Origin of the sequence: Ensifer sp. ENS02, from assembly GCF_014851885.1 — a bacterium.
GTDB classification, from domain to species: domain Bacteria; phylum Pseudomonadota; class Alphaproteobacteria; order Rhizobiales; family Rhizobiaceae; genus Ensifer; species Ensifer adhaerens.
The window spans coordinates 1-23,776 of the sequence record NZ_JACVAO010000024.1 but is presented as its reverse complement, the minus strand read 5'-3'; the positions used below and the strand labels follow the sequence as shown (position 1 = coordinate 23,776).

The following is a 23,776-nucleotide window of genomic DNA, read 5'->3' as shown; positions in this document are numbered from 1 at the left end:
TTCACTCGACCTTTGCGGACTTGACGGAAGCGCCTTCGAGCGAACCGATCTGACGGACGTGCTGCTCGAGCGCCAGGCGGTCGATGGAGGCCAGAGGCAGATTGATGAAGGCCATGATGCGGTTCTTGAGGAAGCGAGCGGCCTGTGCAAAGGCGCGCTGGATTTCGACCTCGGAGCCGACAACCGCAGCCGGGTCTTCGACACCCCAATGCGCCGTCATCGGATGCCCGATCCATACCGGGCAGGCCTCGCCGTGTGCGCTGTCACAGACGGTAAAGATGAAGTCCATTTCGGGCGCGCCTGGCTGGGCGAAAACGTCCCAGCTCTTCGACGAGAAGCCGGTCGCCGGATAGCCGAGGACGTCCAGTTCCTTCAGGGCATGTGGATTGACTTCGCCCTTGGGCTGGCTGCCTGCGGAAAACGCCCGGAAGCGCCCGCCGCCTTCCTTGTTGAGGATGGATTCTGCGAGAATAGAACGTGCGGAATTGCCCGTGCACAAGAAGAGCACGTTGTAAGTCTTGTCGGTCATGGTTGTGTTCCGTGGTTAGGTCGGAGCTCTGTCGAGTTTCATGATCGTTGCCGATGCCGGGCAGATGCCTGATAGTTGACGGGTTGCCAGAACGGCGGGCGGCACATCGGCCCGCTCGACCACAACGAAACCAAGGCTTTCAAAGAACGGTGCGGCGGAGGTTGTCGCCAGGAAGACTGCCGAGCTCACATTGACGGTCTTCAGGGTTTCCCTGGTCAGCGATTTTCCAAGCGCCTTGCCACGATGCTCGGGCAAGATGACTATCGACCTGAGAAGCACGTCGTCGCCGCACACCTCGATGCCAGCATAGCCAACCGTGCCGCGACCTGAGGAAACCGCCCTGAAAAACGAGCGCCCAGTGTCTTCGAGGTCTTCGGTTGGAAGACCGGAAGCCGACAGCGCCAGTTTCAATTCGGGATCGCTCCCCGTGACTGGCTCCAGCCTGATGTTGCTCATGACAGCTTCACCTCGGGAGCACAGCAGGGTGTGAGTTCTGCGATGAGCGGCGCGCAGAGTTCCGCCGAGCCGCCGCAGCAGTCTTTAAGCAGGAAGAGGGTCAGGTTGCGCAGCCCCTGAAGGTCCGCCCGATAGATGATCGAACGGCTCTGCCGCTCGCTTGAAACCAGGCCCGCACGCGACAGCGTCGCAAGGTGCGCCGACATGGTGTTTTGCGGTACATCGAGAAGCCGGGCGAGTTCGCCGGCAGGAATGCCATCGGGTTCGTGTCGGACGAGAAGTCGAAACGTCTCGAGCCTGGTAGACTGGGCGAGTGCGGCAAGCGCCGCGATTGCTGTATTGATATCCATATATCCAGAATAACGGATATGTTTTTCGTGTCAACCTCCGTCGGCTTTGTTGAGTGCCAGAAAACTTGGCGGATCGAAATCCGCCAAGGCCCCCTCTCGATTTCACGCTGGCTCAGAACCGGCATCGGCTGGTTTTGAGCGAGGTCTGCCGGACGGCTCCTGTGTGGATGCTGAAGGCTTCATCTGGAATTGCCGCGTCGCCGGCGGCGGATGTGTGGTCCGATTTGCACCCGCCGACGGCTCCGCTGGAGAGCCTGTGGCTGGATCCCGGTGCTCAACGCCGTTTCACGCCGCCCGCCGTAAGCCGACTTTAGTCGGATATAGCGGCCACAGAACTCTTAGCATTTTGAGCCAGGCTTACCCGCCATCGGCGACGCTCTATTGCAATTCGCCGGGGCGGATCACCCGCGTTTTCCCGACATCAGGCGCCGGTGTTTTGATTTCAGTGTCGCCGACGCGAGGGGGCTTCAACACCCCATCGCAATCGTCCAGTTTTTCTGAGAGATTCTTCTGGTTCGTGTCGTCGCCCGAAGCAACGCGGCAACGATCCTTGTCCTCAGCGTTCGCCGGCTGGGTAAAGACCGCCGCCGAGACCAAAACGGTCACTGCTGAAAGTGCGTGAAGGACGGATCTAAAGGCGCCGATCGGATTCCCGCTGCTTCTGAAAGCGGGTGAAGTGTTGACACCCACAAATCAAACCTTCGGGTGGCCGGATTGGTTCCAATTTTTTCGGCAATGACCCCTGAGCTTGTCAGTCGTTTCCTAGTCGACCGGGATGGGCGATGTCTCTATGGCTGCGGTCCCGCAAAGCAGTATGGCATCCTTCAGAACGTGACGGGTGACCGCATCGACGCCGATCTTTTTCGTGGGCACTGTGACGACATCCTGCGCCTGATGACCTCTCTTGGCACCCCGCACCGTCAGCGCCTCGGAACACAATCTACACCGGCCGCGTCGTCCATAAACGCGGCAAGCTTTAGAAGTGCTCGGCGAACTTCGCCGAGCACACAATGCTACGGAAGCTGGCGCGCTCCAAACGAGCCGAACACGGATCGAGTTTGAAGAGCGTCTCTTCGATCAATTGGGGAGCGCGCCGCTCTTCTTGGCTGCCCATGTGGCGATCACATCCATCAGGACCGGGTTGAGGCAATCATAGGGTTCAAGTCTTAGCTCGCGCAGCCGCGCGCGCACACCTCCCATCTTCGCTGGATCGTAGCCGCTTTCGATGATCGAGGAGACGAAGGCGGCAAACCCGGGCTTCGCCCAGCCGCTTTCCTGGAAGCGCTCAGGAGGGCTGCGCGCCCCGGCCTCGAGCTCGTGCTACTGCGTCACGCGAAACGTTATATCGAGGCTCGCCTCGACGCCAGCACGCTGAACATCGATGCGATCTGCAACATTGTCGCCGTATCCCGCCGGACGCTTTATCGCTTGTTCGAAACGGAAGGTGGCGTTGTCCATTACATCCAGACCCGTCGGCTCGAGCGGATTAGGTCTATTTTGGCCAATCCCAGGGATATGCGCCGCATCTCCGACATTGCGGCCGACTTCGGATTTTTGAGAGGCGATCATTTCGCCCGCGCCTTCAAACAGCAGTACAGGCAAAGCGCACGGGAGCTTAGGCAATCGGTGAAATCAGACGGACGACCGAATACGGGTCTGGCGGTACAGGCCCCACACGCTGGATTCGACGATTGGATAAGGCAACTTCCGTCATAGGAGGTTGACCGATTTGCTGCTTGGCACGTTTCTCAGCGTCTGCGAGACGATTCCCTCGCCTTGAAGGGAATCGAACCTGAGGCCTATTGGTTATCGAGACCTTGGAAGTCTCAAAAATGCTCGGGTCTGAATACTGAGCGAAATTCTCACGCGCTACCGCCACAACGCGGATATTGGCACAGCGGACAAACGTTCTCCGAAAGGGACCACTTTGTGGTGGTCATACAAGACCATGCCCGAAACAAACCGTTCTCCGGATGCTTCGGCCAAAATTCGCAATCCGGAAAAATCGGAATTCGAGACGGATGCTGCCGCCTTTATTTCGATACCGACGATCCGCCCCCTTGTATCTTCGATGACGATATCGACTTTGTTCTGCTGCTTGTCTCGAAAATGCGAAAACTGAAAGCGGGTTTGCCCGCCGCTGGCGAGTTTAAGGATCTCGGCAAAAACGAAAGTCTCCAGCAATGCCCCGAACCGACCCCTGTCGTCGTGGAGACGGTCGAGAGAGAGGTCACGAAGGGATGCGAGAAGACCAGAATCGAGGAAATGTATTTTCGGTGTTTTCGTGAGGCGTTTTAGTTTGTTCGAAAACCAGGGTTGTACGGTTCGAGCGAGGAACAGGCTCTCGAAGATGCCGACATATTTTTGCGTTGTAATGTGGTTCATCCCAATGGCCGCGCCAATTCCAGAATAGTTGACGAGCTGTCCCGAATGCTCTGCCAGGATGCGTAGGAGGCGCGGCATTTGAGCAATCTGCTCGATTTGCGCGACATCGCGAACGTCGCGTTGAACGATCGCCTGGATATAATCCGCATACCAGTCCTGTCTGCGGTTCAAGGTTTTGCGGGCCAGCGCCTCGGGATATCCACCGGCCAGAACCGCAGCCATGAGGTCGTCTCCGAAGAATGGCTCTCCGGCCTTGGCTTCGTTTTGGAAGGCGTCGCGCAGGAAGCTGCTGCCGGCGGTTCTGATCTCGCTTTGCGCAAGCGGACTGCAAGCTCAGGGTCAATCATTAGATGCTCTTGCCGAGCGGCCTCAGGGGCCTGGTTCGTTCGGTATGCCTGAATGAGCAAATGCCGATCGTCGTTCAATTCAGGCGCCTGCTCTGTCGGACGCCAATAGAGCAAATCAAGAACGGCCTCGCCGAGATCTCGCATATGAATAGACATTTGATTCCTCACCGCTTGGTCGGGGGGATAACGCGCGAGCACGAATGGGGTTTCACGACATTCCGGTTGCCCGACGAGGCATCGCGAACCCGCTAGCGGCGATGGCGCTCATCGCTCGCGGGCGCCGCATGAAGATCGCGCGTATTGGAACGGCCGTCGCGCTAGCGGCCCTGCTGGTGTTCGTCGCGACCGAGGTGGTGACCCGATCGCTGTAACCGTTATGCGGGTTGGCCCACGCCGCCCGGCGCTATGAGAGCCTCGAGGGCTTCAATCCGAGCGACGAGATCCGTCGTCTGCGTAGCAAGAGTTTCGATCTGCGCTCAGCAACTCTATCGGATGCCACGCTGCTGTCATGGCCGAGGAGCAGGTCAAGACCATCGCGATCGGACCCGACTGGGCAAGCAGGCGCTGGACTTTCCCTTGTCCTGTTTTGTCGCAGTGCCGTCGTTTGGCACGGTTGTAATTAATGCCCGCTCTTCACATTTACCGCTTGCCCAAGCCGCACAGCCGCACGGCGGTAAGTCGGCTGCGGACTCTTCGCCTTGATGAGAATCGAGCGAACTTTTGTGCCCACCGTTTATTAAGCGAGTACGGTAATAAACAAAACTTCCGTTTCGTTTATTAAGAGACGGTGCGATTTAACTTCAGCGCAACAATCGACTTAGGAAGGCCATGGACAGCAACGATTCCAACACCAACGGGCGAGTGGACCGCTTTGTGGAAATCGCTGTCGGTGGTGAACGATTCGCGGCCGAGATAAACACCGTGCTTTTTCAAAGCTGCGCCCGTTGAGGCTGCAACTGCCAGATCCCCGGTTACGGCCGATTCACTATGGCCTTGGACGTCAACCCGTCTTCGTCGCCGCCGGCAGAACCCACGATCCGTCGAGGATCGACGGGTTTCCTTCCTTCGGCCAGTACAGCCGCATCATCAGGATAAACTTACCCTTCGGGGAAGGCAGCCAGTTTGACTCCTTGTCTGCGCCAGGAGATTCGTACTGGATGTAGATATCGGTCGTCCCGTCAGCATTGGCTTTGAGCTCCTGACGGGCGCTAATTGAATAGCGGTTCAGCGGGTTGTCCACGAAGAAGTATCCCGCGTCATACATCGTTATCGACCAGAACCCGTTTACCGGAGGCAGATGTCCCTTGGCAAAGTTGATTACATAGTTTTCCGAGCCGTTATAGTCGCGAGTAAAAAGGCCACTGCCCGACTTCGTACTCGTTGGATAAATCGCATCCTGAGGGCGATTGGCGCCAAGTCCGATGGCGGTGATCAGAGCGCGTTGCAGATAATCCGTACCATAGAGACCGGTTTTTGTCGTGTATGCCCACCCGTTGATGTCCTCGACGTCGCCCCCGCTATCCTTGAAGTGCAACATAATTCGCGCGTACGCAATCTGTGGAAGCCGCTTCTGGAGGACGACATCGAGTTTGCTCTCGTCGAAATCCTTGCCAGGAACAATCCCTATGGTGGCCAACTGCTCCAACAATGGAGCATCGGCCGCGGCGGGGGGATTAGTCTGCAGCAGGTCGCAGAACAGTTTGAAGTAGGCGACCGCATCCAGCGCGTTGACCTGCTCACGAACTGCAGTCTTCATGTCGATAGCTGGATCGGTCTTGCCGGCAGGTGGGGTGTAGTCCGTCCCGTAGCCACTCAAGGGAACGAGCTTCACCTCATCCTGAAGCCTGTGGACTTCGGCATAGTCCTCAGGCGTTCCGGTGCAATAGATACGCCCGAGCAGCCACACCATGCTGGTGGGTGATTTGTATTCAGTCACGCCTTCAGGCAGCGCTCCCGTCCAGCCCGGGCCGGTGATCGCATATGTCTGCGCACCCGGTCCCGTAGTTCTCTTTCCGGGTACTTCAAAGACGTTGGTCCAACCATCGAGCATCGGGAAAAGCGCATAACGATCGCCAAGATCTGGAAGGCTCAAGACATAGGGTTCCTTGGCGACATCAAAGAAAGCATAGGTGTAGAGAGTATCGGCATTAGGAGCGGTCACGTCGCGAAACGATGCGTCGGGGTAGGCGCGCAGTCGACCAATCTGGCCCATCGGCGCCTTCGTGCCTTGGGGTTCGGCGACGTTCGTGATCACGCGCCGCGTGTACTCCATGGTGACTAACGGATAGGCATAAATGTAAGCTTCAAGTGCTGTCCAGAAGTCTGTCCGTCCTAGCAACTCGTCGCCAATCGATCCGTCCTGCGCAACAGCGGGTCCCGCAATCATCCCCATGGCTAGTCCCGCACAGGTCGATGTCGCAAATGCCCGACGCGAAATATTCATGTTCCCCTCCGAACAGGATGTGTATTAGCGGCGAGATGCTAACTCATAACGGGAGGGAAATCGAATCCGAAACTTAGCGTGGAAAATGACCTGGCTGGGCCAGAGATCCGCAAGCGTGCCATACACAGCGACTGCTGATTTGACGATGCTGCGACCATCCCGACTCAACACCCTGACCTGATCATCGGCGGCGGCCGCCGTAATCATCGGCGCATACATCTATCGGGAGGAAACGAAGCCGGCCGACGCTGCATTTTGGTTTCATCAGAATGGTGTGCCCGTTCAGGAAAGCGGATGTTGGAGACAGAGGGAAGAATTGGCAGTTGAACTCGCGTTCATCAGGCGTTTCAATGGTCGCGACTTCACCCCTTGATGCCTTTAGCACATCGGTGCCCACGGGTTCTGGCGATTGCCATCCCAACGGCGCCACGCTGACTGTTTAAGAAGGGTACTCTTCGTGGTATTTTGCAATTCGAGCCTGCACCAGGGACCCGTGTGACCGGAAGAGATCGATGAGCGGTGACAATTCGCCAATCGTCTCCGAAGAGGAGATCGCTCTCTACGATGCCATCGAACGAGCGATCGCGAATGTTCGCGCGGCTCTTGTTGAAATCGATCGCGCTTGGGTTCGCATCACTGCGGAACGGCCCAATCCGACTGCCGCTGCTTTCGGCGCTCTGGATAGAGCAGACGAGATGCTGACCGTCGCCCGAGCAGATCTCGCCCGCGCCCGCGCTTCGCTGATGGCCTATCCACGGACGAGACCTCTGCAGTAATCGCTAAGAAATGCGGCGGTTTCGCCCGCCGCATGTCACGACCGTGAAGTCGATGTCAGCTCGCCTTCACCTCGATCTTCCTAACACGCGACAACGCTTCCTCCGTTTTTGGAAGCGTCACGGTCAGGACGCCGTTTTTGAACTGGGCGGCGACTTTGTCCTCGTCGACGCCCGACGGTAACGGGATCGAGCGGTAGAACGACCCGTAGGAGCGTTCCAACAAGTGATACCCCTTCTTGCTCTCTTCCTGCTCACTCTTCTTTTCTCCCTTGATCGTGAGCGCGCTGTTCGTCAGGGAGACATCGACGTCCTTCTGGTCGATTCCAGGAAGCTCCACCGAAACCTCAATCGCACTCTCGGTTTCGGTGACGTCCATTCGCGGCCCGCCGGTATCCCAGCGCCCGAAGGCTCCGAACGGTTGATCGAGCCGCTTCCAGAAATCTTCGAAAATACGGTTCACGTCGCGCTGCAAGGAAAAGACGGGGTTTCCCTCGTCTGACTTCGCAATTTCGCTTCCCTTGTTACTGCCCCAGGGGATCAGATCTCTAATCTGCATGGTCAACCTCCTTTCTCCGCACGAATTACGCCATCTTCAGCTTGATCTTTCTCGCCTTTGCCGGCGCGACCTTCGGCAGGACCAACCGCAGGACGCCGTTCTTCTGCGATGCCTCGATACTGTCCCGATCGATATCTTCGGAGAGGGTGAAGACGCGCTCATAATTGCCCGCGCCGTATTCGGCATAGATTTGGCGATAGTTGTCGTGCTGTTCGTCCGTCGCGTAGCCCCGAATCGCCAGCGTCCGCTTCTCGAGCGTGATGTCGACACCCTCTGAAGCGACGCCCGGCATGTCCACGAGAACAACGACATTGTCCTCTGTCTCATAGATATCGGTGCGCGGGACAAACACCGGGCGCGAACGGGTCGGTTCGCCACCGTCAAGCTTGCTTGGAGCCCGGCGTTCAGTCGTTTTCAGTTCCTGAGCCATTTTGGCCTCCTATCCTTTGATCTGGATCTTCTTCGGTCGATCCGTCTCGGGCCGGTGTAGTTCGACTTCAAGAAGCCCGTTTGCGAAACGCGCCTCGACCTGTTCCGGATCGACGCGGAAAGGCAATTGCACCGTTCGAGAGAATTTTCCGTACACTCGTTCGCGCCGGTGCCAGACGGATCTCTCATCCTCCGTTGGGGATCCGCGTTCGCCCCTCAATGTCAACGTGTTCTCGCGAACCGTCAGATCGACCTCGTCAGGCGCGATCCCAGGCAATTCAGCAGTCACCGCTACGCTGCCCTCACCCATCCAGAGGTTGACGGGTGGAAACTCGTGGGCGGCGTTGGCAGTCATGTCGGACAAACGCTGATTCATTTCCTGCTGCATTCGCCGCATTTCCAGAAATGGGTCGAATCCCATGCGGCCAAAATCCGATATCAGCATGTGCATCCTCCTTCGTTTCATAATCAGCCTTTGTTGTTGCTTACAACGCGCCAAGTACGTGCATGCCGGAGGCCGCAGGATCGGAGACGGACGGAACTGACGATCAGAAGATCGAGACGGTCGATCGCACAACAGCTACGCAAGGGGGTCGGGCAGACGCCGGACCATATCCTCCTTGCGAAGAGATATGAACCGAACCAGTCCAACGCATAAATGGACCATCGTTCCCGTGCCAGGATCCGAGAGGGCATCCGGCAAAAATGAGGTAGGTGAGAAAAGCGCGCGTTTCAAGGGCCGACGTTTGCTTGAGAGTAGGACACACTGGAGATGGTTGCGAACCACTAAGGCCGTTCCTTGCCGCAGGACGACGCGGCGCTTGCTGCCAGGATCTTGAACCAAGGGTGGGAGGCGGCAAGTCTCCGCGATTTTTCCCGACAACTTGATAGGTGTAGCACCTAGTGCTATATGAAGCGATGCAGACGGACTTTCAGAACAGCATGATTTTTCAAGGCAGCGAAGAAAGCGCGGATCTCAGACAAGGCCCTCCGCAAGGCGATTGAGCAGGCCGCGCGCGCACAGGCTGACGATCTCGGTGGCGGCGTGTTCAAGAAGCGCTCAACGATAAACCTGCACCGTTCGATCGTTCTGGCGAAAGCCGGTGAGGGTTGTTCGCCTATCTGTTCGCGAAGAAGGACCGCGCAAACATCGATGACGACAAGCTCCTGGCTTTTCGGAAGCTCGCCGAACTCTAGCGGCGCAAGACGCAGGCGGAGCTTGATGCCGAAATGGGACCGGCGCCTATTGGAGATTTGCAATGACGACTAAGCGCAAGTTCAAGAGCGATGCCTTTGAGGCGATCCATAGCGCCGTCGAAGACATGTATGCGGCAGGCACCATCGACAAGGAAACCATGAAGACCTTTGATGAGACTTGCTTGTCCATCCCGCAGCAGCTGTCGCCGGGTGAGATCAAGGCGCTGCGCGAGAACAACCATGTCAGCCAGCCAGTCTTCGCGCGCTATCTCAACACCAGCGGGTCCACCGTACAAAAGTGGGAAACCGGCGCCAAGCGGCCGAGCGGCCCCGCATTGAAGCTGCTCTCGATCGTCCGGAAACACGGTCTCGAAATGCTGTCTTAGGAGACGGCGCTGCGGACTGGTCGTGCGACCTTCATGCAGCGCCTACGTCTCACCTGCCCGGCCGCGCCAGGGATCGGGCGGACCCTGCGTGCCCTCCTGAGAACCTTGTCAAAGTTCATCGTCCTTTCCCGGGCCTTGCGACTGGAACGTTACCCAGCTTTGTTGGGGGCCATCAGCCACAGCCTTTACGATGAGTGACGTTAATACGGACGTGGCGATTTGCTGGGATATCGCCCCGGCTTGTGCCTCGGAGGCAAGGGCCTCCGCTGCGCCCAGAAGACCGACGCACACGGGGCGCAAGCGCTCATCTTCTAGGCCGGAGAACGGCCGAAGCGCGTCACACATCAGCTCGACGTATACGTTGAGCATGAGCCGTTGCTGTGCGGCCATCTCCTCTGTCCCTTTTAGTGCGGCGGAGATTGCGAGAGCTTCTGGACCAAACTGGGCAAGGCACTTGAAATACGCATCGCTGATGACGTCAGCTACGTCGGTGAGGTCAGTTGGCGCTTCACGGAGAGCAGAGCGGAGCCAGTGGACATAGTTGTCCTCCAGCCGCTTGAACAACGCCACCAAGAGGCCGGCCCGGGTAGAAAAGTGTTCGTAAGCAATTGGGCGACTGACCCCTGCTTTTCCGGCCAAGGTCCCGAGCGTCAGTTCATCCGCCCCCTGATTGCGGACGATTTCCATCGCGACATCGAGCATCTGTTCGCGACGCATATCTCTCTTGAGCTTCATATTTCCCTCTTGCGCAGGATCCTACAATCCGTAGGTTACAAAATGTAGCATCTTAGTTAAGGATGACGTGATGAGTCACATAGCCGTGAGATGCATGTGCCACCTGAATTTCCTGTGATTGGAATGTCGCTCAACCAGTTCTCATGCAGGAATCTTTTCTTGGAAAGTCCGATTGCCAAGTGGGACTCCCGCAATCGTCAAGGCATTAAAGCCAATAGAGGATATTGCTGATGAACTGCCGGGGGCAGACGATCTGGCGTGGCGCAAAGGTAGGGTGCAGTTCGTCTGCTTGGCCGAGAAAACCACCTGATGCTCCTCGAAGGCGAGACCTGGGCTATAGCCGAACTCATGGCGGATTTGTATGGCGCGTCGCAGGAACCACGGACGTCGATACGCACCGATCTCATCAAGTCGCCGCAACGCCTGTAGCGTCCAACAAATACGCCTCCCACTCATGATTGGCGGGCAGACTTGACGTACTTCCTGACGACTTTCGCCACATCTTCATCGCTGGCGAACTCACCCCGGTCGGCCTCGGTCAACCCGGCTTCAATCTCAGCAAGTTGCCATTCTTGCTGCTCAATTAAAGCTTCGATGGCCTCTGCAGCCCTATAGGACGGCGACCGATCCAGCTTCTCAGCGAGCTGATCCAGTTTGCTCGCGGTTTCATCTTTTACACGCACGGTAAACGCGGCGGTCATGGGATCTCACCTTTCTTGGTTCGCTTTGATATCGATGAACCGCACTGGTGCATCAAGGTCTAGACACTTCTTCAAAGCATCCCATACGCGACTGATCCTCGGTTAACCTGTGCTTAGCCCTGGTGGGGGCTGTAGCTCAATGGTCAGTGCCGTTGGCGCTTGTCCGAGTGGTTGCAGGATCGCGTCCTGCCGCGCCCACCACATCCTGATCGCCAAACGCCTGGTGTCGGAGGTCTTGAAAACCAATCTCAGCATTCCCAGATGATTTTCCATCTTCTTTCATCCGGTTAGATAGGAAGGAGGGAAACATGTATCTTCCGGAGATGCCATGGTCTGTACCGTTGCAGGTAACGTTCCAGAACGGCAGCAATCGCACCTTTTCATCGGTCTTCGACGCGCTCGTTTTTCTGGAGAACGAGTGGCCGCGACGTCGCGGACGACGCTACGAGCAAGCCGTCGAAGTCTGTCGGCGCACCCTTAACCGAAAGATGCCGGTTGCGATCGCGCGTGAAGCTTTCGTCGCTGCGTGTATGGAGGCCGGTCTCCCAGCGAAGCCGGTAGCCCACCGCACCAGCTCGAGACGCGATGACAGGCGCTCCGCCGCATAGGTCAGGATGGGAATGCTCCGATGTTTGACCCCGTTGAAAGGGCCTGGATAAGCCCGACCGAGTTGAACTTCCTGCAAAGGATCTTCGACCGGGTTTGCATGTGGTGCCAGATTGATCGGCCCAGCAAGCGTGCCGACCACCTCGCGACTTACCTGTTGCATGAATATCGGGCTGGTATTCGCGACGAGACAGCTCTTTTCGAAGCAGCAATGTGGCGCGAGGCGCGCCGTTCAAAGTCCGGCCTCATGCATGAGCATGACAAAGGGCTCGACGACACAACAATCAACTAGACATTTGGCGCGCCGTGCTCATGGAGCGCCTATCGTCTGAACCATTCGCCGTCGATGATGCTCCAGTTGACGATGGGGCGCGATCGCCGGCGATACACTGCCGTGACAATCATTTCCGATCCCCGCGCTAGCGTGCGGCCGACATTTACGCGGCTCGTTTTACTCCGAGATTTTCCAAGCTCACCCCCATGGTGAGGTGCGCAAGCTTGGCGGAGATGGGAGAGCTGTCAACGATACGGCTGAAAGCGATAACCGAAACCAGCGCGCCAAGCCTCCTAGCGTCAATCCCGGACGTTCTGCACACCTGAAACCGCGCGTCAGGGGCTGACCGTGACTTCGTTGATTTCCGGGAGCCGTGCGGCATCGTCCGGCGGTCGGATGCTGACGACCCCGATACCATCTGCGCCGTAAGGAAGGAGCAGCAAGGTCTTCTTCAACAACTTGTGCCGACCGTCCCTGTTCTTCGCGTAAACATCCTTCCGGGCCAAGGTGCTGGAAGAACGGGTGCAGGCCGACCTCCCATTCGTGTTCATGTTGCGTGAAAGGGAAGCAGCAGGCGATATTGTCTTTATTCCACGACCCACGTGCCGGCGGATTCATCCGCGCTTCTCAGTGCCATTCAGCTATGCCTTCGCTGAGCGAAGGCGTTAGTGACGCACAGCACCCGATCTCGGTGGCGGTTCGAGAGTCTCGTGACCTCCGAAGATTTAAGATGGCGTTCAGCTATATTAGCTAAGAGACACGAATGTGAATCGGGGCGACACATGAGCGAATTTCAAAACAAAGCCGTTCGTTTGACGGCAGCTTGCGATGGCACGGCTGCCGCCGGCGATATCGTGGAACGTCGGAAAAGATTCTTGGGAGCCGCACTCGAGCTTACTCAGGCATTAGAAGCCCCGGCTCTTGGTGGCAAGAACCTGCCCGTTGGCGGAAACACCACTCGATCTCCAGACCTTATTATTGGCGACTTGATGAAAGAACTGGCAGTCATTGGCCACCTCTTGGATATCGACGTTATGCAAGCCGGTCATAATACCCTTGACCGTCGGATGAGAGAAATTAGGAAGGCTTTCAAGGCGGCGTCGGTGAGAACAAAACAATCCGCCTGAAGGCTACCGGGCAATGAACTTCGAAACGTGGTCGCCGGAAAGCGAAACGCCTTACAGCCGCTCGATACGCACACGCTCCCGACGTCTTTGCGTCGGTGTTGTCCGGGGGAATATCCAGTGGCGGGCGGAGAGAGCGGAATGGGTAGAGACTGCGCGTGCAGTAGCGCGCGCCTTCGAGGAGGCTTGCAACCTGAACCGATGCCAGAGGCAATTCGTCGCGCCCACGTTGTGCTGCTAACCAGAAATTAAGCATGGCCGAATATTCTCATACTCAATCGCTTCGAGCGCAAAGCGGAGTTTACGATGACTATTCAGGCAAGAAATTCTGACCTGCAAGACCGCCTCGATTTTGTGGGTCTTGATGAACGCCAACGCCGCAGCTTGGCAAACGTGCAGCCCGTCATAGGCACGGCTATCGGTCATGCGCTCGACGCGTTTTACACGAAAGTGTCGAAACATCCGAAAACGGCAAGATTCTTCTCGAACGATGCTCATATTGCTCACGCCAAAGATCGCCAAGTCAAGCATTGAGAGATTATCGCCTCCGGCACATACCAGTCTGATTACGTCGAGGGGGTGACAACAGTCGGACGCGTTCACGCCCGTATCGGGCTCGAACCCCGCTGGTACATCGGCGGATACGCCATGATCCTGGACGGCATCATTCGCGCCGTTGTTAATCAAGAGCTTAAAGGTATCCTGCATGGCCGCAAAGCTCAAAAGGTCGGAGATGACCTAACGGCAGTAGTGAAAGCGGCCCTGGTCGACATGGACTATGCCATTTCGGTCTATCTCGATGCACTTGCCGATGAACGCGCCCGTCTGGAGGAGCAACGAGCGAGAGAAAAAGAGGAGCAGGATCAAGCGCTTTCCGCACTGGAAACCGTTCTGGCAAGACTGGCGGGTGGCGATCTGACATCCGAGCTCAATGAGGCGCTTGCGCCGAGCTTCAGGGGACTAAAAGACAATTTCAACTCATCGGTCGCCGCGCTCGATCGCGCTATGCAGGAGATCGCTTCGTCAGTTGACCAGGTTCGCTGTGAAGCTGCCGGAATCGCTTCTGCCGCAAATGAGATTGCCAAGCGGACCGAGCACCAGGCCTCAGCGCTCGAGGAGAGCGCGGCGGCGCTCGAACAAATCACGACCATTGCCGGACAGTCAACTCAGAGAGCCCAGGAAGTCCAGACTGTGGTTCGGGAATCAACGGTCGAGACGAATCGGTCCGGAGAGGTGGTGAAACAAGCCGTCGCGGCCATGGGAGATATCGAAAGCTCTTCGCAGAAAATGACCCAGATCATCGGAGTCATCGATGAAATTGCGTTTCAGACAAATCTACTGGCATTAAACGCTGGTGTGGAAGCAAGGCAAGGGGTTCGCTGTTGTCGCGCAGGAGGTGCGGGAACTCGCGCAACGTTCGGCTGGGGCCGCAAAAGAGATCAAAGAGTTGATCAACCGCTCGTCGTCAGACGTGCTTCGCGGCGTCCAGCTGGTCAACGAGACGGGTCATTCGTTATCACACATTGGAGATCGTGTGGCTTCGATCAACAGCAGCATCAGCTCGATGGCTCGGTCGGCCCAGGAACAGGCGTCCGGGATTGAGGAGATTAATTCTGCGGTCCGGAGTATGGATCAGATCACGCAACAAAACGCCACAATGATGGAGGAGACAAACGCATCTGCCCAAACGCTTTCACAGATCAGCGACCGGCTAGCGGTTTTGGTCGGCCGTTTCCGAACGAACGGTGCTGAGCACGGCCAAGAGGAAAGAGCAAGGCATCTACCGGCTGCTTAGCGGCTTGCCCGACGGCCGTTGATCTCCCTCCAGTCCAACGATGGTTTTCTGAGCGACCGTCCCTGCAAGTTCGTCCGCTCTGAAACGGAAAGGTGGTGGCTTGCCGCCACCTTTCTTGCGGGTTCACGCGGTCAAGCGGTGCACCCGGCTGAGTGCGAACCACCGCAGTCTCGATTCGTGCGTTCTACAAGGGGCGAGATGCGAGAAAAGAAAGCAATTCGAAACAGATCAGGCTGGCGTTTGAGGTCGCCGGAATCCTGTTCCAGAAGACGGCGACTGCTCAGCGGCGAACTGAGCGTTCGTTTGCCCCCCATCCGTCGCCGCCGGCTCACAAGTTGCGTCGATCGGGTTTCGACTCTCCAGCAGTGAGAAGATCCGCTTCCAGTCGATACATCATGCAATTTGGAAACCCAAAACGTAAATTTACAGCAACAAGCCGTAGCCGGCTCGTGGGAGCCCGGTCTGTCCGCCCCCTAAGGCGACGTCCACGCTTAAGGCTGTGACAGGCTCTGACGCCGCCTTGCACTCGGCAATATGCTGTCCGGTATGGTCCCTAGATTCGGGAAGGACTGGTGGCTCTGTACTGGATGAAGCGCGCGCCCGTATCTCCTCACGCTAACGGCGGGAGGAGATACGGGCCGTCTCATTGCCCTCAACGTCAGTAACATTCCTGGGTGAGGCAATAGGCGGGGTCAGATCCTCACTTCGTTTGACAGCTCGCTGAGTCTGCGAAATGCAAGAGCCCGAGGTCGCGCTGGAATCCATGCCGCAGGCGAGGTCGGGTCGTCGAGGACCTATTCCCGTACCGGCTGACGCTTAGGGCGCTCCGCTGTCGCTCCTCCGTCAAGACCTAACGCGAAGCGGACCGTTTCGCGCGCGGAGGCCAAGGGTGAACGCGACTGTCGGGGGGCAGCAGCTTGATTCTCGTCAGCGGCGCGACAATCGCAAGGCCGCCGTGCGGCTATCTACAAACAAGACTTGGACATAGATCCGTTCAAGGTGAGCTCCCGGAGCTTCCATTGAGTTTCGGCTGCTTCTCATGTGGTGAGCCACTGGGCGACGAGCCAAATGTGGTCTAAGGGCGTCCGTTCATTTTGCTGCTGTTCTGCGATTGACCCGCACCCGGGCCCCCTCGCGAAACACCACGCCCGTGGCTGCTTCCTCTATTTGTCGAACTCGGCCCGTTACCCCACCCATTGTTTCCTTTGCTGCCGCCACCGCCACCACCCGAAGAGGCAATCGCTTGCGACGTCAGGCTGGTTGACAGAAGCATTGTGACGACTGGTGGGGTTACGGCCGCAAATCGACCGCAGCTTTTCAGAAACTCGCGCCGATCGTGGTCACTTCGAGATTGGTTGAGTTCTTCGGCCATCTACCCTCCCACCCGTCCAACGGATGCCAGATATATTAGGACCAACTACTTTTACATTAAAAGCTACGAGTTATCCATATATCTTTAGATGTAGCTGGGTGCCCTCCGCACATCCACCCACTGTCAATGCTCGGTTGCAAACTCCACAGGCTTCCCCAATCGGCTACAGTTTTCCGGGAGGCTTGGCGCGGAAATTACGCCGCAATTCGCGAGCCTTTCGCACAAGCTCCCGGCGCTTAGAAGGATAAGGCTCGCCCCCGAAACGATCCCAGGAGCGATAGTGGGCAACTTCCGAGATGAGAGTCAGGAGCGTGAGCGGAGTCCGCAGGTAGTCACAGCCGAGCTGAAGTCGCCGCCGGGCAAACTGGATCCTGGCCGTCGATCCCACTCCCCTAATCGCCGTTCGGTCTAGGCCGAGAAGCGCGGCGGCTGTTACGATTTGGGTCTCGACTGCGTTCCTCTCATAGCCGTTCGCGAAAAGCGCTCTGAGTCCGTTCCAGTCGACCGATGACGCGCGGGCGAGCGTTGCTATGTCCAGCAGATGGCGCAGGTCGAGTAGCCCGCGCCAATAGTCACCATCTTGAAACTGATCGTGAAGAATGAAAAGAATGATCTGCGCAAACGCCGTTGGAACGCGTACACGGCCTCCGCCAATATCGACCACGCAACTATCGCCATAAAGCCACTCCGCGTCGCCGAAGGAGGCCGGCCCTTTCGCTCGACACTGAAGATCAATGCTTCCGACATCCGTTGGACGGATCAGGACGACTGGGAGATGATATTCCGCATTCCCTGGCCAGGAACCTTCACCGGAAGATAGCGCAACCTCATATCCCTGACGGCATAGTGCTTTTGATGCCTCTCGCATATCCTGGGGGCAGACAAGAATGTCCAAATCGGTCAGGAGCCGTGCACCAAGCGCTTCAGGGGCCGCACTCGCAAGGATGGCTGTTCCCTTCAGCACGACGGGCTCTATACCGATCTCGTTCAGAGATGCGGCCGCCTCCCCCAGCTGAGCTTTCAGTCTGCAATTTCGGTCAGTGTTCCGCCGATATATCATCGACAGATAGTTGGAGAGATCCTCCGGCAAGTGCGGGTTGGCTTCCTTCACCGCGCCTGCAAGTGAGGTGATCGTCAGGCTTCTGTTCGCAAGGGCTACGATCCCGTCCCAGTTCGCCTCTTTCGGTATGTGCCCGTTGAGGCAGGAGGCGAGCGTAACCAGATCGCGCCAACTATTGCCTGTCATAAAGTCGCCTCAATGTCTCTACGGCTCTGTCGAGGGAAGAGTAGGTCAGCTCGACGGTGCGCGCCTGTGAAACCATATCGAGGAGCCGCTGAAACTGCGGCAAGGCGAGGCGACGCTCTGGCGTGTGCGCACCGGCCAGTAGTTCCGAAAGGGCACGCATGGGCTCAACGTCGCAAACCTCGACTGGCCCGGTGCGACGACGGCGGATCAGCACGACAGCTGCAGGCTGAACCCGCACGCGTGCAGCATAGGGCAGCCCTGTCGGATAGCGCACACGCTTATTGTCGAGCCGCCTATGGATTGGCGCTGCCAGAATTGCATCTGACATGTGGCCGAGCAGCCCCCAAGACCCCTGCTTCAATGCGGGCGAGAAGGGCACTCCCACAAGCAGTCCATCCTCATCCATCAGCGCGATATCATCTCCGCCGTAGGTGAAGCCTGCCCCGAGCAATGCCACGGCGAGTGTCGTCTTGCCGGCCCCCGCCGCGCCACAGATCAGGAGGCCTTTTCCGTTCTTGACGAGCAATGCCGCGTGAAGTGCGACATTCAGGCCAAGGTTGGCAAGAATGTCGTCTGTCACAAGCGCCTTGATCGCTGGGGCAACCTCCAAGTCAGCGACAATCATACCCGCGGAACGATGTCGGCTGATGCATACGCGCTCGCCAAAACGCGCCACGTCGTACGCAGCCGTGTGTGACGTAGCGGCAGCAGCCCCATTGTGGGCGAAAATCGGGACAACGAGGTCGCGAAGCTCTCGATCATAAAAGGCGAGCGATACGGCGGTACCTTCGAAATCAAATGTCTGGGTGTCTAACGCAGTGCCCTCGTTCTCATCAAACATGATCTCCAGCAGATTCCATCGTGACAAATGGGCCAGATAGTCTTGCACCGACGCGTGCGCACGCGCTCGGCTTACGCCCCGGGCCACCAGGACGCCTTCCAACTGATGCGCCGGCGCGGCCTCGGCGAGGAGGCAGGTAAGAAAGGCGCTCAACTCATCCAGTTGGAAAATCTGCTGGGACGCTTCGTCAAAGATAGTCTTCCGTTCCCCAAGCAAGAAGAAACTTGCACCGGCGGAGAGGCGGAACTTCATCGGCGCTTCTCGTTCGCTAAAGACAATTGAATCCACATTCTAGTCGACAATAGGGTTGCAAGAGCCGAGCGCCCTCGATTTCATGAAAATAGTCGCTCATCTGTGAGCGTGAGGAGGACGACGACCTCTGCCTGCAAGTCCGAGCACACCTGTCTGTATTCGCTGATCAGCTCTACGCGCGCCGGGTACTCCTGCATCAGGTCGTCGAGAGTCGTCGCGGCGAGCGCGTACGCCTCGAAAAGATCTAGGAGGCAAGGTTCTCTGGCTTGGCGCAGCTGAGGGCGATACCGGACGGGCTCGACCTAAATGCATCAATCTCATGGTTGCTCCCTCGCTAAAGCTCAAGGCTATTTTGACGTTGGGGCGGGTGGGGGAAGGACAATGGCACTGGTTTGGTGAGGATCGTTCGAGAGCGCGCTGCCCACGAAGAGATAGGCTCCGATGACAACTATCGCCAAGAGCGTGATGCCGATGGGTAACCCTCTAGACAATTTGCGCGGTGGCTCGCCGTAGCAGTATGGTTCGTACATTCGATCCTCCTGTCGGCAACGACACCAGAAGGAACCGAAGGGCGGGTAGGCTGCCCCGGCGTCGTTGTCGGACTATGGAGCACTGGATGGATTGTCCACAGGCTAAAGCTAAAATAACGCGACGATATGGGACCGCTACGGATTAGGACCTTTGCGGCCAGATTATGGGACTAAAGTCCAATCGCCGTTCTTCCTCGCGTAGCTCGCGAAGACGTCCCTTCCCCGAAAGGAAGGGACGTGTCTTCAGTCATTCGATAACGCGAACGATCTTGCGAGTGCCTGGATCTACCAGCACGGTGCGATTATCGATGACCACATAGCGGTATTTGATGTCCGGCGCATCAATGGTGTGCAATTCCACCGTCTCGGGGAGTGCGGAGCCCACATTCAGCTCAACGCCCGGAAGATTGATGGAAGCGAGGGGTTTCTTCTTCACGTATTCGCGAACGACCGTTTCCTGCTCTGGCGTGACTAGGACCGTTTGAGCAAAACCAAAGCCGGAAGCCCCGAGCAGAAACAAACCTGCAAGGGCAGAACTGACAAAAACCTTCTTCATGTACGTCTCCATCTGTTTTGGATTCCCTGCTCTCAAAGCGGGAACACTTTGCAAACGCTCTTGAGGAATTACCGTTCCAGGGTCAGACTTCAGTCGCACGTACTTCGACTTAGGTCTTGCCGGCCGCCCAGACCATAGTCTGGCTCGGATCGGCTAAACGAGGTCCAGGCAGTTCCCTCCTCCGCCTCCTTTGACCCTGCAACGCCGCGGTGCAACCGGCCGCCGCGAGGTCCTGAATGGCCTTCGAGGTGGCACGGCTATCGCCTCACCATGCTGAAGCGGGCAACGTGAGGGCAATCCCCCGTGGCGGTCACGACGACGAGAAGTTCGGGTCGCCGAGCCTCGCGAGTACGGCCATGTGGCGAGGCGGTTGTTCTCGACGACCAGGGTCCGACTTCGGCCTGCTTCAGCGCAGCGGTTGGCAGGCATCCGAGCCTGCACGATGCCGCCGAAATCATCTTCTTTGCCTTCGTTGTTCCGCATCTATCTCGGGATGATGCGTATCCGTCCGGTGAGCACCACAGGTAGCTCGAAGGTGACTTCCGCCTAGCGGTTTGATCGTAGGGCCACGATTGCTGCTGCGGCTGTCTCGGACAGCTTCGCCATCTCGCGATTGGGCAGCGCCATGTGCTCTGTGGCTATCTTGAAGAGGTAGTTGGCGATGTCTTCTGCCGTTGCGTTCTCGTTGATGAGCATACCGAGCACGACGTCGGCGTAGGCGTCGTATTCGTCCTTCACTTCGGGAATGTCAGATATGCCGATCGGATCCCAGTCGCGGAGCAACACATCGCGAACAAGAGCGCGGATTTTGTCGATATCGTAAGTCATCGGTACTCCTACGCAGCAGCGGCTTTTGCTGACAATGCCGTCCAATTCCACGGGAGCAATTGCTCGAGCCTGGTGATCGAGGTGTCGGCGATGCGAGCGAGCACATCGGCGAGCCACGCTTGTGGATCGATGTCATTGAGCTTGGCGCTCATGATCAGCGTTGCCATGAAGGCGGCGCGATCAGCACCACGGTCGGAGCCGGCAAAGAGCCATGCCTTCCTCCCCAGAGCGAAGCCGCGCAACGCCCGTTCGGCGGCGTTGTTAAAGGGTATGGTGTTTGCGGCGCCCCTCCGTGATCCGAAGAAGTAAATGAGGTACGATCGGGTACCGGGATAGGGGCGCTGGGAGCATGAAACGGTGGCAGGCCGTCCTGACCATGAGTTGCGAACTCGAGTTGTTACTTGGCCGCCCCTACGACTTGCCCGGCTGCGCTGCGAGCGCGAATCCGTAGATGTCGTGTATCTCCACCGGCTCCCATTACCGGAAGGAGATGAAACATGCGTGTGGTTGGAATGGACATTCATCGTTCGTTCGCCCAAGTCGCGATTCTGGACGATGGCAGCATCGTCAGCGAGCGGCGCGTCGAACTCGTCCGAGATCGATTTCTTCGATTTGCGGCTTCACTGCGAAGGGACGACGAGGTCGTGATCGAGGCAACCGGCAACAGCACGGCGGTCGAACGGCTTTTACGGCCGTATGTGAAACGCGTCATTGTGGCGAACTCCCGTCTCGTGAAGGCCATCGCCTGGGCCCGGGTCAAGTCGGACAAAGTTGATGCCGCCACCTTAGCCAGGCTCCATGCCGGTGGCCTGCTGCCGGAGGTATGGGTGGCCGACGATAGTACGACGGTGCGGCGGCGACAAATTGCCGAGCGCATGGGTGTGTTGGCGCAGCTTGTCCGAACGAAGGGACGGATTCAGGCCATTCTGCACGCCAATCTTATCCCCAAATACGACGGTCATTTGTTCGGCTCCGCAGGCCGGAAATGGCTAGCCCAATTGCCCTTGGCATCCGAAGAGCGCGCGATGATCGGCAGATACGTTGCCGAGCTGGAGCGCGTGACGGCTCAGCTCGCTGAACTCGACAAAACGCTCGCCCAACAATCGCTCGACGATCCGCGCGCCCTCCGATTGATGACAATTCCCGGCGTGAGCTCCGTCGTTGCATCGACCATCCTGGCCTCAATCGGGGACATCCAGCGGTTTCCGACCCCGGAAAAGCTCAGCAGCTACTTCGGCCTCACGCCCCGGATCCGCCAATCAGGAGACCATCCGGCCCGCCACGGACGTATCACCAAGCAGGGGAATAGCGATGCGCGCCGCATGCTCGTTGAGGCTGCGTGGTCGGCAAAGCTGGCGCCAGGACCGTTGCGCGCCTTCTTTGCTCGCGTCCACAAGAAGCGTGGTGCACCGGCTGCAGCGGTAGCCACTGCGAGAAAGCTGACGGTGATGATCTGGCACATTCTCTCGAGCGGACAGGACTACGCTTATGCGAGACCGTCGTTCACGGCGATGAAGCTAAGAAGGGTTGAACTGAAGGCTGGCGCTGCCAAAGCATATGGAAAAGCAGGTCGTGGCCACGACTACTGGATCAAGGAGGTCCGTGATCGCGAGGCCGAATATGTCGAACGCGCGGAAAGGGCCTACGAGCGGATGGTCGGGGTTTGGAAGCAAAATCCGCAACGAGTGGCAAGAGAGTGAGTTTCCCTCTTCTCAACACCATCCGTGGTGAGGCAGATCCGGCCATCGCCGAGGAAGGATGTGAAGCCGTCCCAGCGCTTCAGCATGTAATCGATCGGCTCGGCGACCGGTGAACTGCGCGACAGCTTTGTTCGCTCAGATCGAAGCCAGACCTCAAGCTCATCAACGAGCGACGGCTGTCCTGCTGACGTCGTTGCAGCCGGTCGTTGGCCAAAAGTCCGTTGATGTCGCGCTCGATGTCGAACAGCGCGTCGATGCGCTTGACCGCCTCGAGGGCAACCGGCGAGATCGCGGCAGCATGCTTTCCGCGTTTGGCGTTGGTGGCGATGTCGGCAAGCACGAAGAACTTGCGCCGCGAATGCGCCCAACACAGTGCCTGGGTCAACGGACCAGGATCACGATCCACCTTAAACAGCGGATTGTAGCCGCCATAGGCGTCGGCCTGCAGAATGCCGGTGAAGCTCTTGAGATGACGCTCGGGGTGCTCCTGTCGCCGATCGCGCGAGGCATAGTAGAGCGCCGCCGGCGGCGACTGCCCACCGAACGGCCGGTCATCCCTGACATAGGTCCAGATGCGTCCCGTGTCGGTCTTGCCTTTGGCGAGGATCGGCACGGTGGTGTCATCGCCATGCAGACGCTCGGCGGTCAGTACATGCGCCTCGATCAGCCCATGCAGCGGCTTCAGCGCCGCGGCGCAGGCCCCGACCTGGTCGGCGAGCGTCGAGAGGCTGAGGTCGATGCCCTCGCGGGCATAGCGCTCACTCTGCCGGTTCAGCGGCTGATGTTGACCGAACTTCTCAAACAGGATCATTGCCAAGAGGTTCGGCCCGGCAAAGCCGCGCGGCGTCACATGGAAGGGTGCCGGCGGCTGGGTGATCTTCTCGCATGCGCGGCAGGTAAACTTCTCCCGCACGGTCTGGATCACCTTCCACTGACGCGGGATTACCTCCAGCGTCTCGGTGATATCCTCACCCAGCTTCGCCAGTTTGGCCGAGCCGCAGCACGGGCAGTTCGCGGGTGCGGCAATGACGACGCGCTCGCGCGGCAGATGCTCTGGAAAAGGCTTGCGAGATGGACGCTTGCGCTCGAAGGCCCTGACCGCCGAGGAGCGTGCCGCCATCTCCGCCGCCAGTTCGTCTTCGCCGGCGTCCGCTTCCAGTTCCTCGAGCTGCAGCTCCATCTGTTCGAGAAGCCGGGCTTTACGCTCCGAGCGGCTGCCATGGATGTCGCGCTTGAGCTTCTCAATCTCCAGCCTGAGCCGGGCGATCAGTGCATCCGAATGCGAGTTCACGGCCTGGGCGCGAGCAGCGAGCGCCTCGGCTTCACGGCGGGCCGCACGCTCGGCGAGGATCATCGCATGCG

General features: G+C 58.1%; 25 protein-coding genes and 7 pseudogenes. 13 read left to right on the top strand and 19 right to left on the bottom strand.

Annotated features, from left to right (window positions below):
* Position 1 precedes the first annotated feature (1 nt).
* The 3 genes from IB262_RS32090 to IB262_RS32080 are packed head-to-tail and all read right to left on the bottom strand — an operon-like array spanning position 2 to position 1,335.
* Entirely contained in the window at positions 2-529 is a 528-nt protein-coding gene (locus tag IB262_RS32090) for an arsenate reductase ArsC (RefSeq protein ID WP_060520386.1), read from the bottom strand.
* A gap of 15 nt (positions 530-544) precedes the next feature.
* On the bottom strand, positions 545-985 hold the full coding sequence (arsN2, locus tag IB262_RS32085; RefSeq protein ID WP_113188635.1) for an arsenic resistance N-acetyltransferase ArsN2: 441 nt from the start codon (positions 983-985) through the stop codon (positions 545-547).
* Complete coding sequence (locus IB262_RS32080; RefSeq protein ID WP_192494324.1) at positions 982-1,335, bottom strand: metalloregulator ArsR/SmtB family transcription factor; 354 nt, start codon at positions 1,333-1,335, stop codon at positions 982-984. Before IB262_RS32080 ends, arsN2 begins: the two co-directional genes overlap by 4 nt.
* 127 nt (positions 1,336-1,462) lie before the next feature.
* On the opposite strand from IB262_RS32080, the pseudogene IB262_RS32075 reads away from it, so the two are divergent.
* Positions 1,463-1,576 (top strand): annotated as a pseudogene (locus tag IB262_RS32075) (SMP-30/gluconolactonase/LRE family protein); the annotation flags it as partial.
* Positions 1,577-1,713: 137 nt separating this feature from the next.
* On the opposite strand, the gene IB262_RS32070 reads toward IB262_RS32075, so the two are convergent.
* Positions 1,714-2,025 carry a hypothetical protein gene (locus IB262_RS32070; protein ID WP_244496913.1) on the bottom strand — a complete coding sequence of 104 codons (312 nt, stop codon included), beginning with the start codon at positions 2,023-2,025 and terminating at the stop codon, positions 1,714-1,716.
* 387 nt (positions 2,026-2,412) lie between these two features.
* Positions 2,413-2,625 (bottom strand): annotated as a pseudogene (locus tag IB262_RS32065) (aldehyde-activating protein); the annotation flags it as partial.
* A gap of 27 nt (positions 2,626-2,652) precedes the next feature.
* On the opposite strand from IB262_RS32065, the gene IB262_RS32060 reads away from it, so the two are divergent.
* Positions 2,653-3,051 (top strand): helix-turn-helix domain-containing protein, encoded by a 399-nt coding sequence (locus IB262_RS32060; RefSeq protein ID WP_244496912.1) that lies wholly within the window; start codon positions 2,653-2,655, stop codon positions 3,049-3,051.
* A 153-nt stretch (positions 3,052-3,204) separates the two neighbouring features.
* Here the strand turns inward: IB262_RS32060 and IB262_RS32055 are convergent, their stop codons facing one another.
* Entirely contained in the window at positions 3,205-3,942 is a 738-nt protein-coding gene (locus IB262_RS32055; protein ID WP_246802781.1) for a DUF4143 domain-containing protein, read from the bottom strand.
* A gap of 325 nt (positions 3,943-4,267) precedes the next feature.
* Here IB262_RS32055 and IB262_RS32050 point away from each other — a divergent pair, with 325 nt between their 5' ends.
* Positions 4,268-4,438 carry a hypothetical protein gene (locus IB262_RS32050; protein WP_192439266.1) on the top strand — a complete coding sequence of 57 codons (171 nt, stop codon included), beginning with the start codon at positions 4,268-4,270 and terminating at the stop codon, positions 4,436-4,438.
* 629 nt (positions 4,439-5,067) lie between these two features.
* On the opposite strand, the gene IB262_RS32045 is transcribed toward IB262_RS32050, so the two are convergent.
* Positions 5,068-6,510, bottom strand: coding sequence for a DUF1254 domain-containing protein (locus IB262_RS32045; RefSeq protein WP_112976259.1), 1,443 nt, complete (start codon positions 6,508-6,510; stop codon positions 5,068-5,070).
* A 512-nt stretch (positions 6,511-7,022) separates the two neighbouring features.
* On the opposite strand from IB262_RS32045, the gene IB262_RS32040 reads away from it, so the two are divergent.
* A complete protein-coding gene (locus IB262_RS32040; protein WP_034803523.1) occupies positions 7,023-7,286 on the top strand; it encodes a hypothetical protein in 264 nt (87 codons plus the stop codon).
* A gap of 55 nt (positions 7,287-7,341) precedes the next feature.
* Here the strand turns inward: IB262_RS32040 and IB262_RS32035 are convergent, their stop codons facing one another.
* Genes IB262_RS32035 through IB262_RS32025 form a run of 3 tightly spaced genes read right to left on the bottom strand, consistent with a single transcriptional unit; the run spans position 7,342 to position 8,716 of the window.
* On the bottom strand, positions 7,342-7,842 hold the full coding sequence (locus IB262_RS32035; RefSeq protein WP_110819538.1) for an Hsp20/alpha crystallin family protein: 501 nt from the start codon (positions 7,840-7,842) through the stop codon (positions 7,342-7,344).
* A 25-nt stretch (positions 7,843-7,867) separates the two neighbouring features.
* A complete protein-coding gene (locus IB262_RS32030) occupies positions 7,868-8,272 on the bottom strand; it encodes an Hsp20/alpha crystallin family protein (RefSeq protein WP_110819539.1) in 405 nt (134 codons plus the stop codon).
* Between the two features lie 9 nt (positions 8,273-8,281).
* Positions 8,282-8,716 carry an Hsp20/alpha crystallin family protein gene (locus tag IB262_RS32025; RefSeq protein ID WP_110819540.1) on the bottom strand — a complete coding sequence of 145 codons (435 nt, stop codon included), beginning with the start codon at positions 8,714-8,716 and terminating at the stop codon, positions 8,282-8,284.
* A 528-nt stretch (positions 8,717-9,244) separates the two neighbouring features.
* Here IB262_RS32025 and IB262_RS32020 point away from each other — a divergent pair.
* Both IB262_RS32020 and IB262_RS32015 read left to right on the top strand, forming a co-directional pair.
* A pseudogene (locus IB262_RS32020) lies at positions 9,245-9,541 on the top strand (type II toxin-antitoxin system RelE/ParE family toxin).
* Positions 9,531-9,854, top strand: a complete 324-nt coding sequence (locus IB262_RS32015) for a DNA-binding transcriptional regulator (RefSeq protein ID WP_110819541.1) — start codon at positions 9,531-9,533, stop codon at positions 9,852-9,854. Before IB262_RS32020 ends, IB262_RS32015 begins: the two are co-directional and overlap by 11 nt.
* A 108-nt stretch (positions 9,855-9,962) precedes the next feature.
* Here IB262_RS32015 and IB262_RS32010 read toward each other — a convergent pair whose 3' ends face one another.
* Positions 9,963-10,589, bottom strand: a complete 627-nt coding sequence (locus tag IB262_RS32010) for a TetR/AcrR family transcriptional regulator (RefSeq protein ID WP_110819542.1) — start codon at positions 10,587-10,589, stop codon at positions 9,963-9,965.
* Between the two features lie 90 nt (positions 10,590-10,679).
* On the opposite strand from IB262_RS32010, the pseudogene IB262_RS32005 reads away from it, so the two are divergent.
* Positions 10,680-10,970: pseudogene (locus IB262_RS32005) on the top strand (aminoglycoside phosphotransferase family protein); the annotation flags it as partial.
* Positions 10,971-11,041: 71 nt separating this feature from the next.
* On the opposite strand, the gene IB262_RS32000 reads toward IB262_RS32005, so the two are convergent.
* Complete coding sequence (locus IB262_RS32000) at positions 11,042-11,290, bottom strand: CopG family ribbon-helix-helix protein (RefSeq protein WP_110819543.1); 249 nt, start codon at positions 11,288-11,290, stop codon at positions 11,042-11,044.
* 308 nt (positions 11,291-11,598) lie between these two features.
* Here IB262_RS32000 and IB262_RS31995 point away from each other — a divergent pair, with 308 nt between their 5' ends.
* The 5 genes and pseudogenes from IB262_RS31995 (at position 11,599) to IB262_RS36160 (ending at position 15,089) form a co-directional block, all read left to right on the top strand.
* A complete protein-coding gene (locus IB262_RS31995; protein WP_110819544.1) occupies positions 11,599-11,898 on the top strand; it encodes a DUF982 domain-containing protein in 300 nt (99 codons plus the stop codon).
* A gap of 20 nt (positions 11,899-11,918) precedes the next feature.
* Positions 11,919-12,188 carry a hypothetical protein gene (locus IB262_RS31990; protein ID WP_192494323.1) on the top strand — a complete coding sequence of 90 codons (270 nt, stop codon included), beginning with the start codon at positions 11,919-11,921 and terminating at the stop codon, positions 12,186-12,188.
* Between the two features lie 764 nt (positions 12,189-12,952).
* Positions 12,953-13,297: a hypothetical protein gene (locus tag IB262_RS31985; RefSeq protein ID WP_110819546.1), complete on the top strand. Its 345-nt coding sequence runs from the start codon at positions 12,953-12,955 to the stop codon at positions 13,295-13,297.
* Positions 13,298-13,600: 303 nt separating this feature from the next.
* Positions 13,601-14,638: pseudogene (locus IB262_RS31980) on the top strand (protoglobin domain-containing protein); the annotation flags it as partial.
* 10 nt (positions 14,639-14,648) lie between these two features.
* A complete protein-coding gene (locus tag IB262_RS36160; protein WP_348646946.1) occupies positions 14,649-15,089 on the top strand; it encodes a methyl-accepting chemotaxis protein in 441 nt (146 codons plus the stop codon).
* A gap of 1,075 nt (positions 15,090-16,164) precedes the next feature.
* Here IB262_RS36160 and IB262_RS36155 read toward each other — a convergent pair.
* From IB262_RS36155 to IB262_RS31955, 6 genes and pseudogenes are all read right to left on the bottom strand, one after another.
* Positions 16,165-16,461, bottom strand: a complete 297-nt coding sequence (locus tag IB262_RS36155; RefSeq protein WP_110819547.1) for a hypothetical protein — start codon at positions 16,459-16,461, stop codon at positions 16,165-16,167.
* A gap of 163 nt (positions 16,462-16,624) precedes the next feature.
* The gene (locus tag IB262_RS31975; protein WP_110819548.1) at positions 16,625-17,707 is read right to left on the bottom strand and encodes a nucleotidyltransferase family protein; all 1,083 of its coding nucleotides are present in this window, start codon (positions 17,705-17,707) and stop codon (positions 16,625-16,627) included.
* The gene (locus IB262_RS31970; protein WP_110819549.1) at positions 17,694-18,800 is read right to left on the bottom strand and encodes a serine kinase; all 1,107 of its coding nucleotides are present in this window, start codon (positions 18,798-18,800) and stop codon (positions 17,694-17,696) included. Before IB262_RS31970 ends, IB262_RS31975 begins: the two co-directional genes overlap by 14 nt.
* 777 nt (positions 18,801-19,577) lie before the next feature.
* Positions 19,578-19,886 (bottom strand): DUF1236 domain-containing protein, encoded by a 309-nt coding sequence (locus IB262_RS31965; RefSeq protein ID WP_060608662.1) that lies wholly within the window; start codon positions 19,884-19,886, stop codon positions 19,578-19,580.
* Between the two features lie 546 nt (positions 19,887-20,432).
* Positions 20,433-20,714 carry a hypothetical protein gene (locus tag IB262_RS31960; protein ID WP_234798775.1) on the bottom strand — a complete coding sequence of 94 codons (282 nt, stop codon included), beginning with the start codon at positions 20,712-20,714 and terminating at the stop codon, positions 20,433-20,435.
* 8 nt (positions 20,715-20,722) lie between these two features.
* Positions 20,723-20,977 (bottom strand): annotated as a pseudogene (locus tag IB262_RS31955) (transposase domain-containing protein); the annotation flags it as partial.
* Positions 20,978-21,226: 249 nt separating this feature from the next.
* Here IB262_RS31955 and IB262_RS31950 point away from each other — a divergent pair.
* Positions 21,227-22,414: an IS110 family transposase gene (locus IB262_RS31950; protein WP_192494331.1), complete on the top strand. Its 1,188-nt coding sequence runs from the start codon at positions 21,227-21,229 to the stop codon at positions 22,412-22,414.
* Positions 22,415-22,422: 8 nt separating this feature from the next.
* Here the strand turns inward: IB262_RS31950 and IB262_RS31945 are convergent.
* Positions 22,423-23,768, bottom strand: a pseudogene (locus IB262_RS31945) (IS66 family transposase); the annotation flags it as partial.
* Positions 23,769-23,776: the final 8 nt, after the last annotated feature.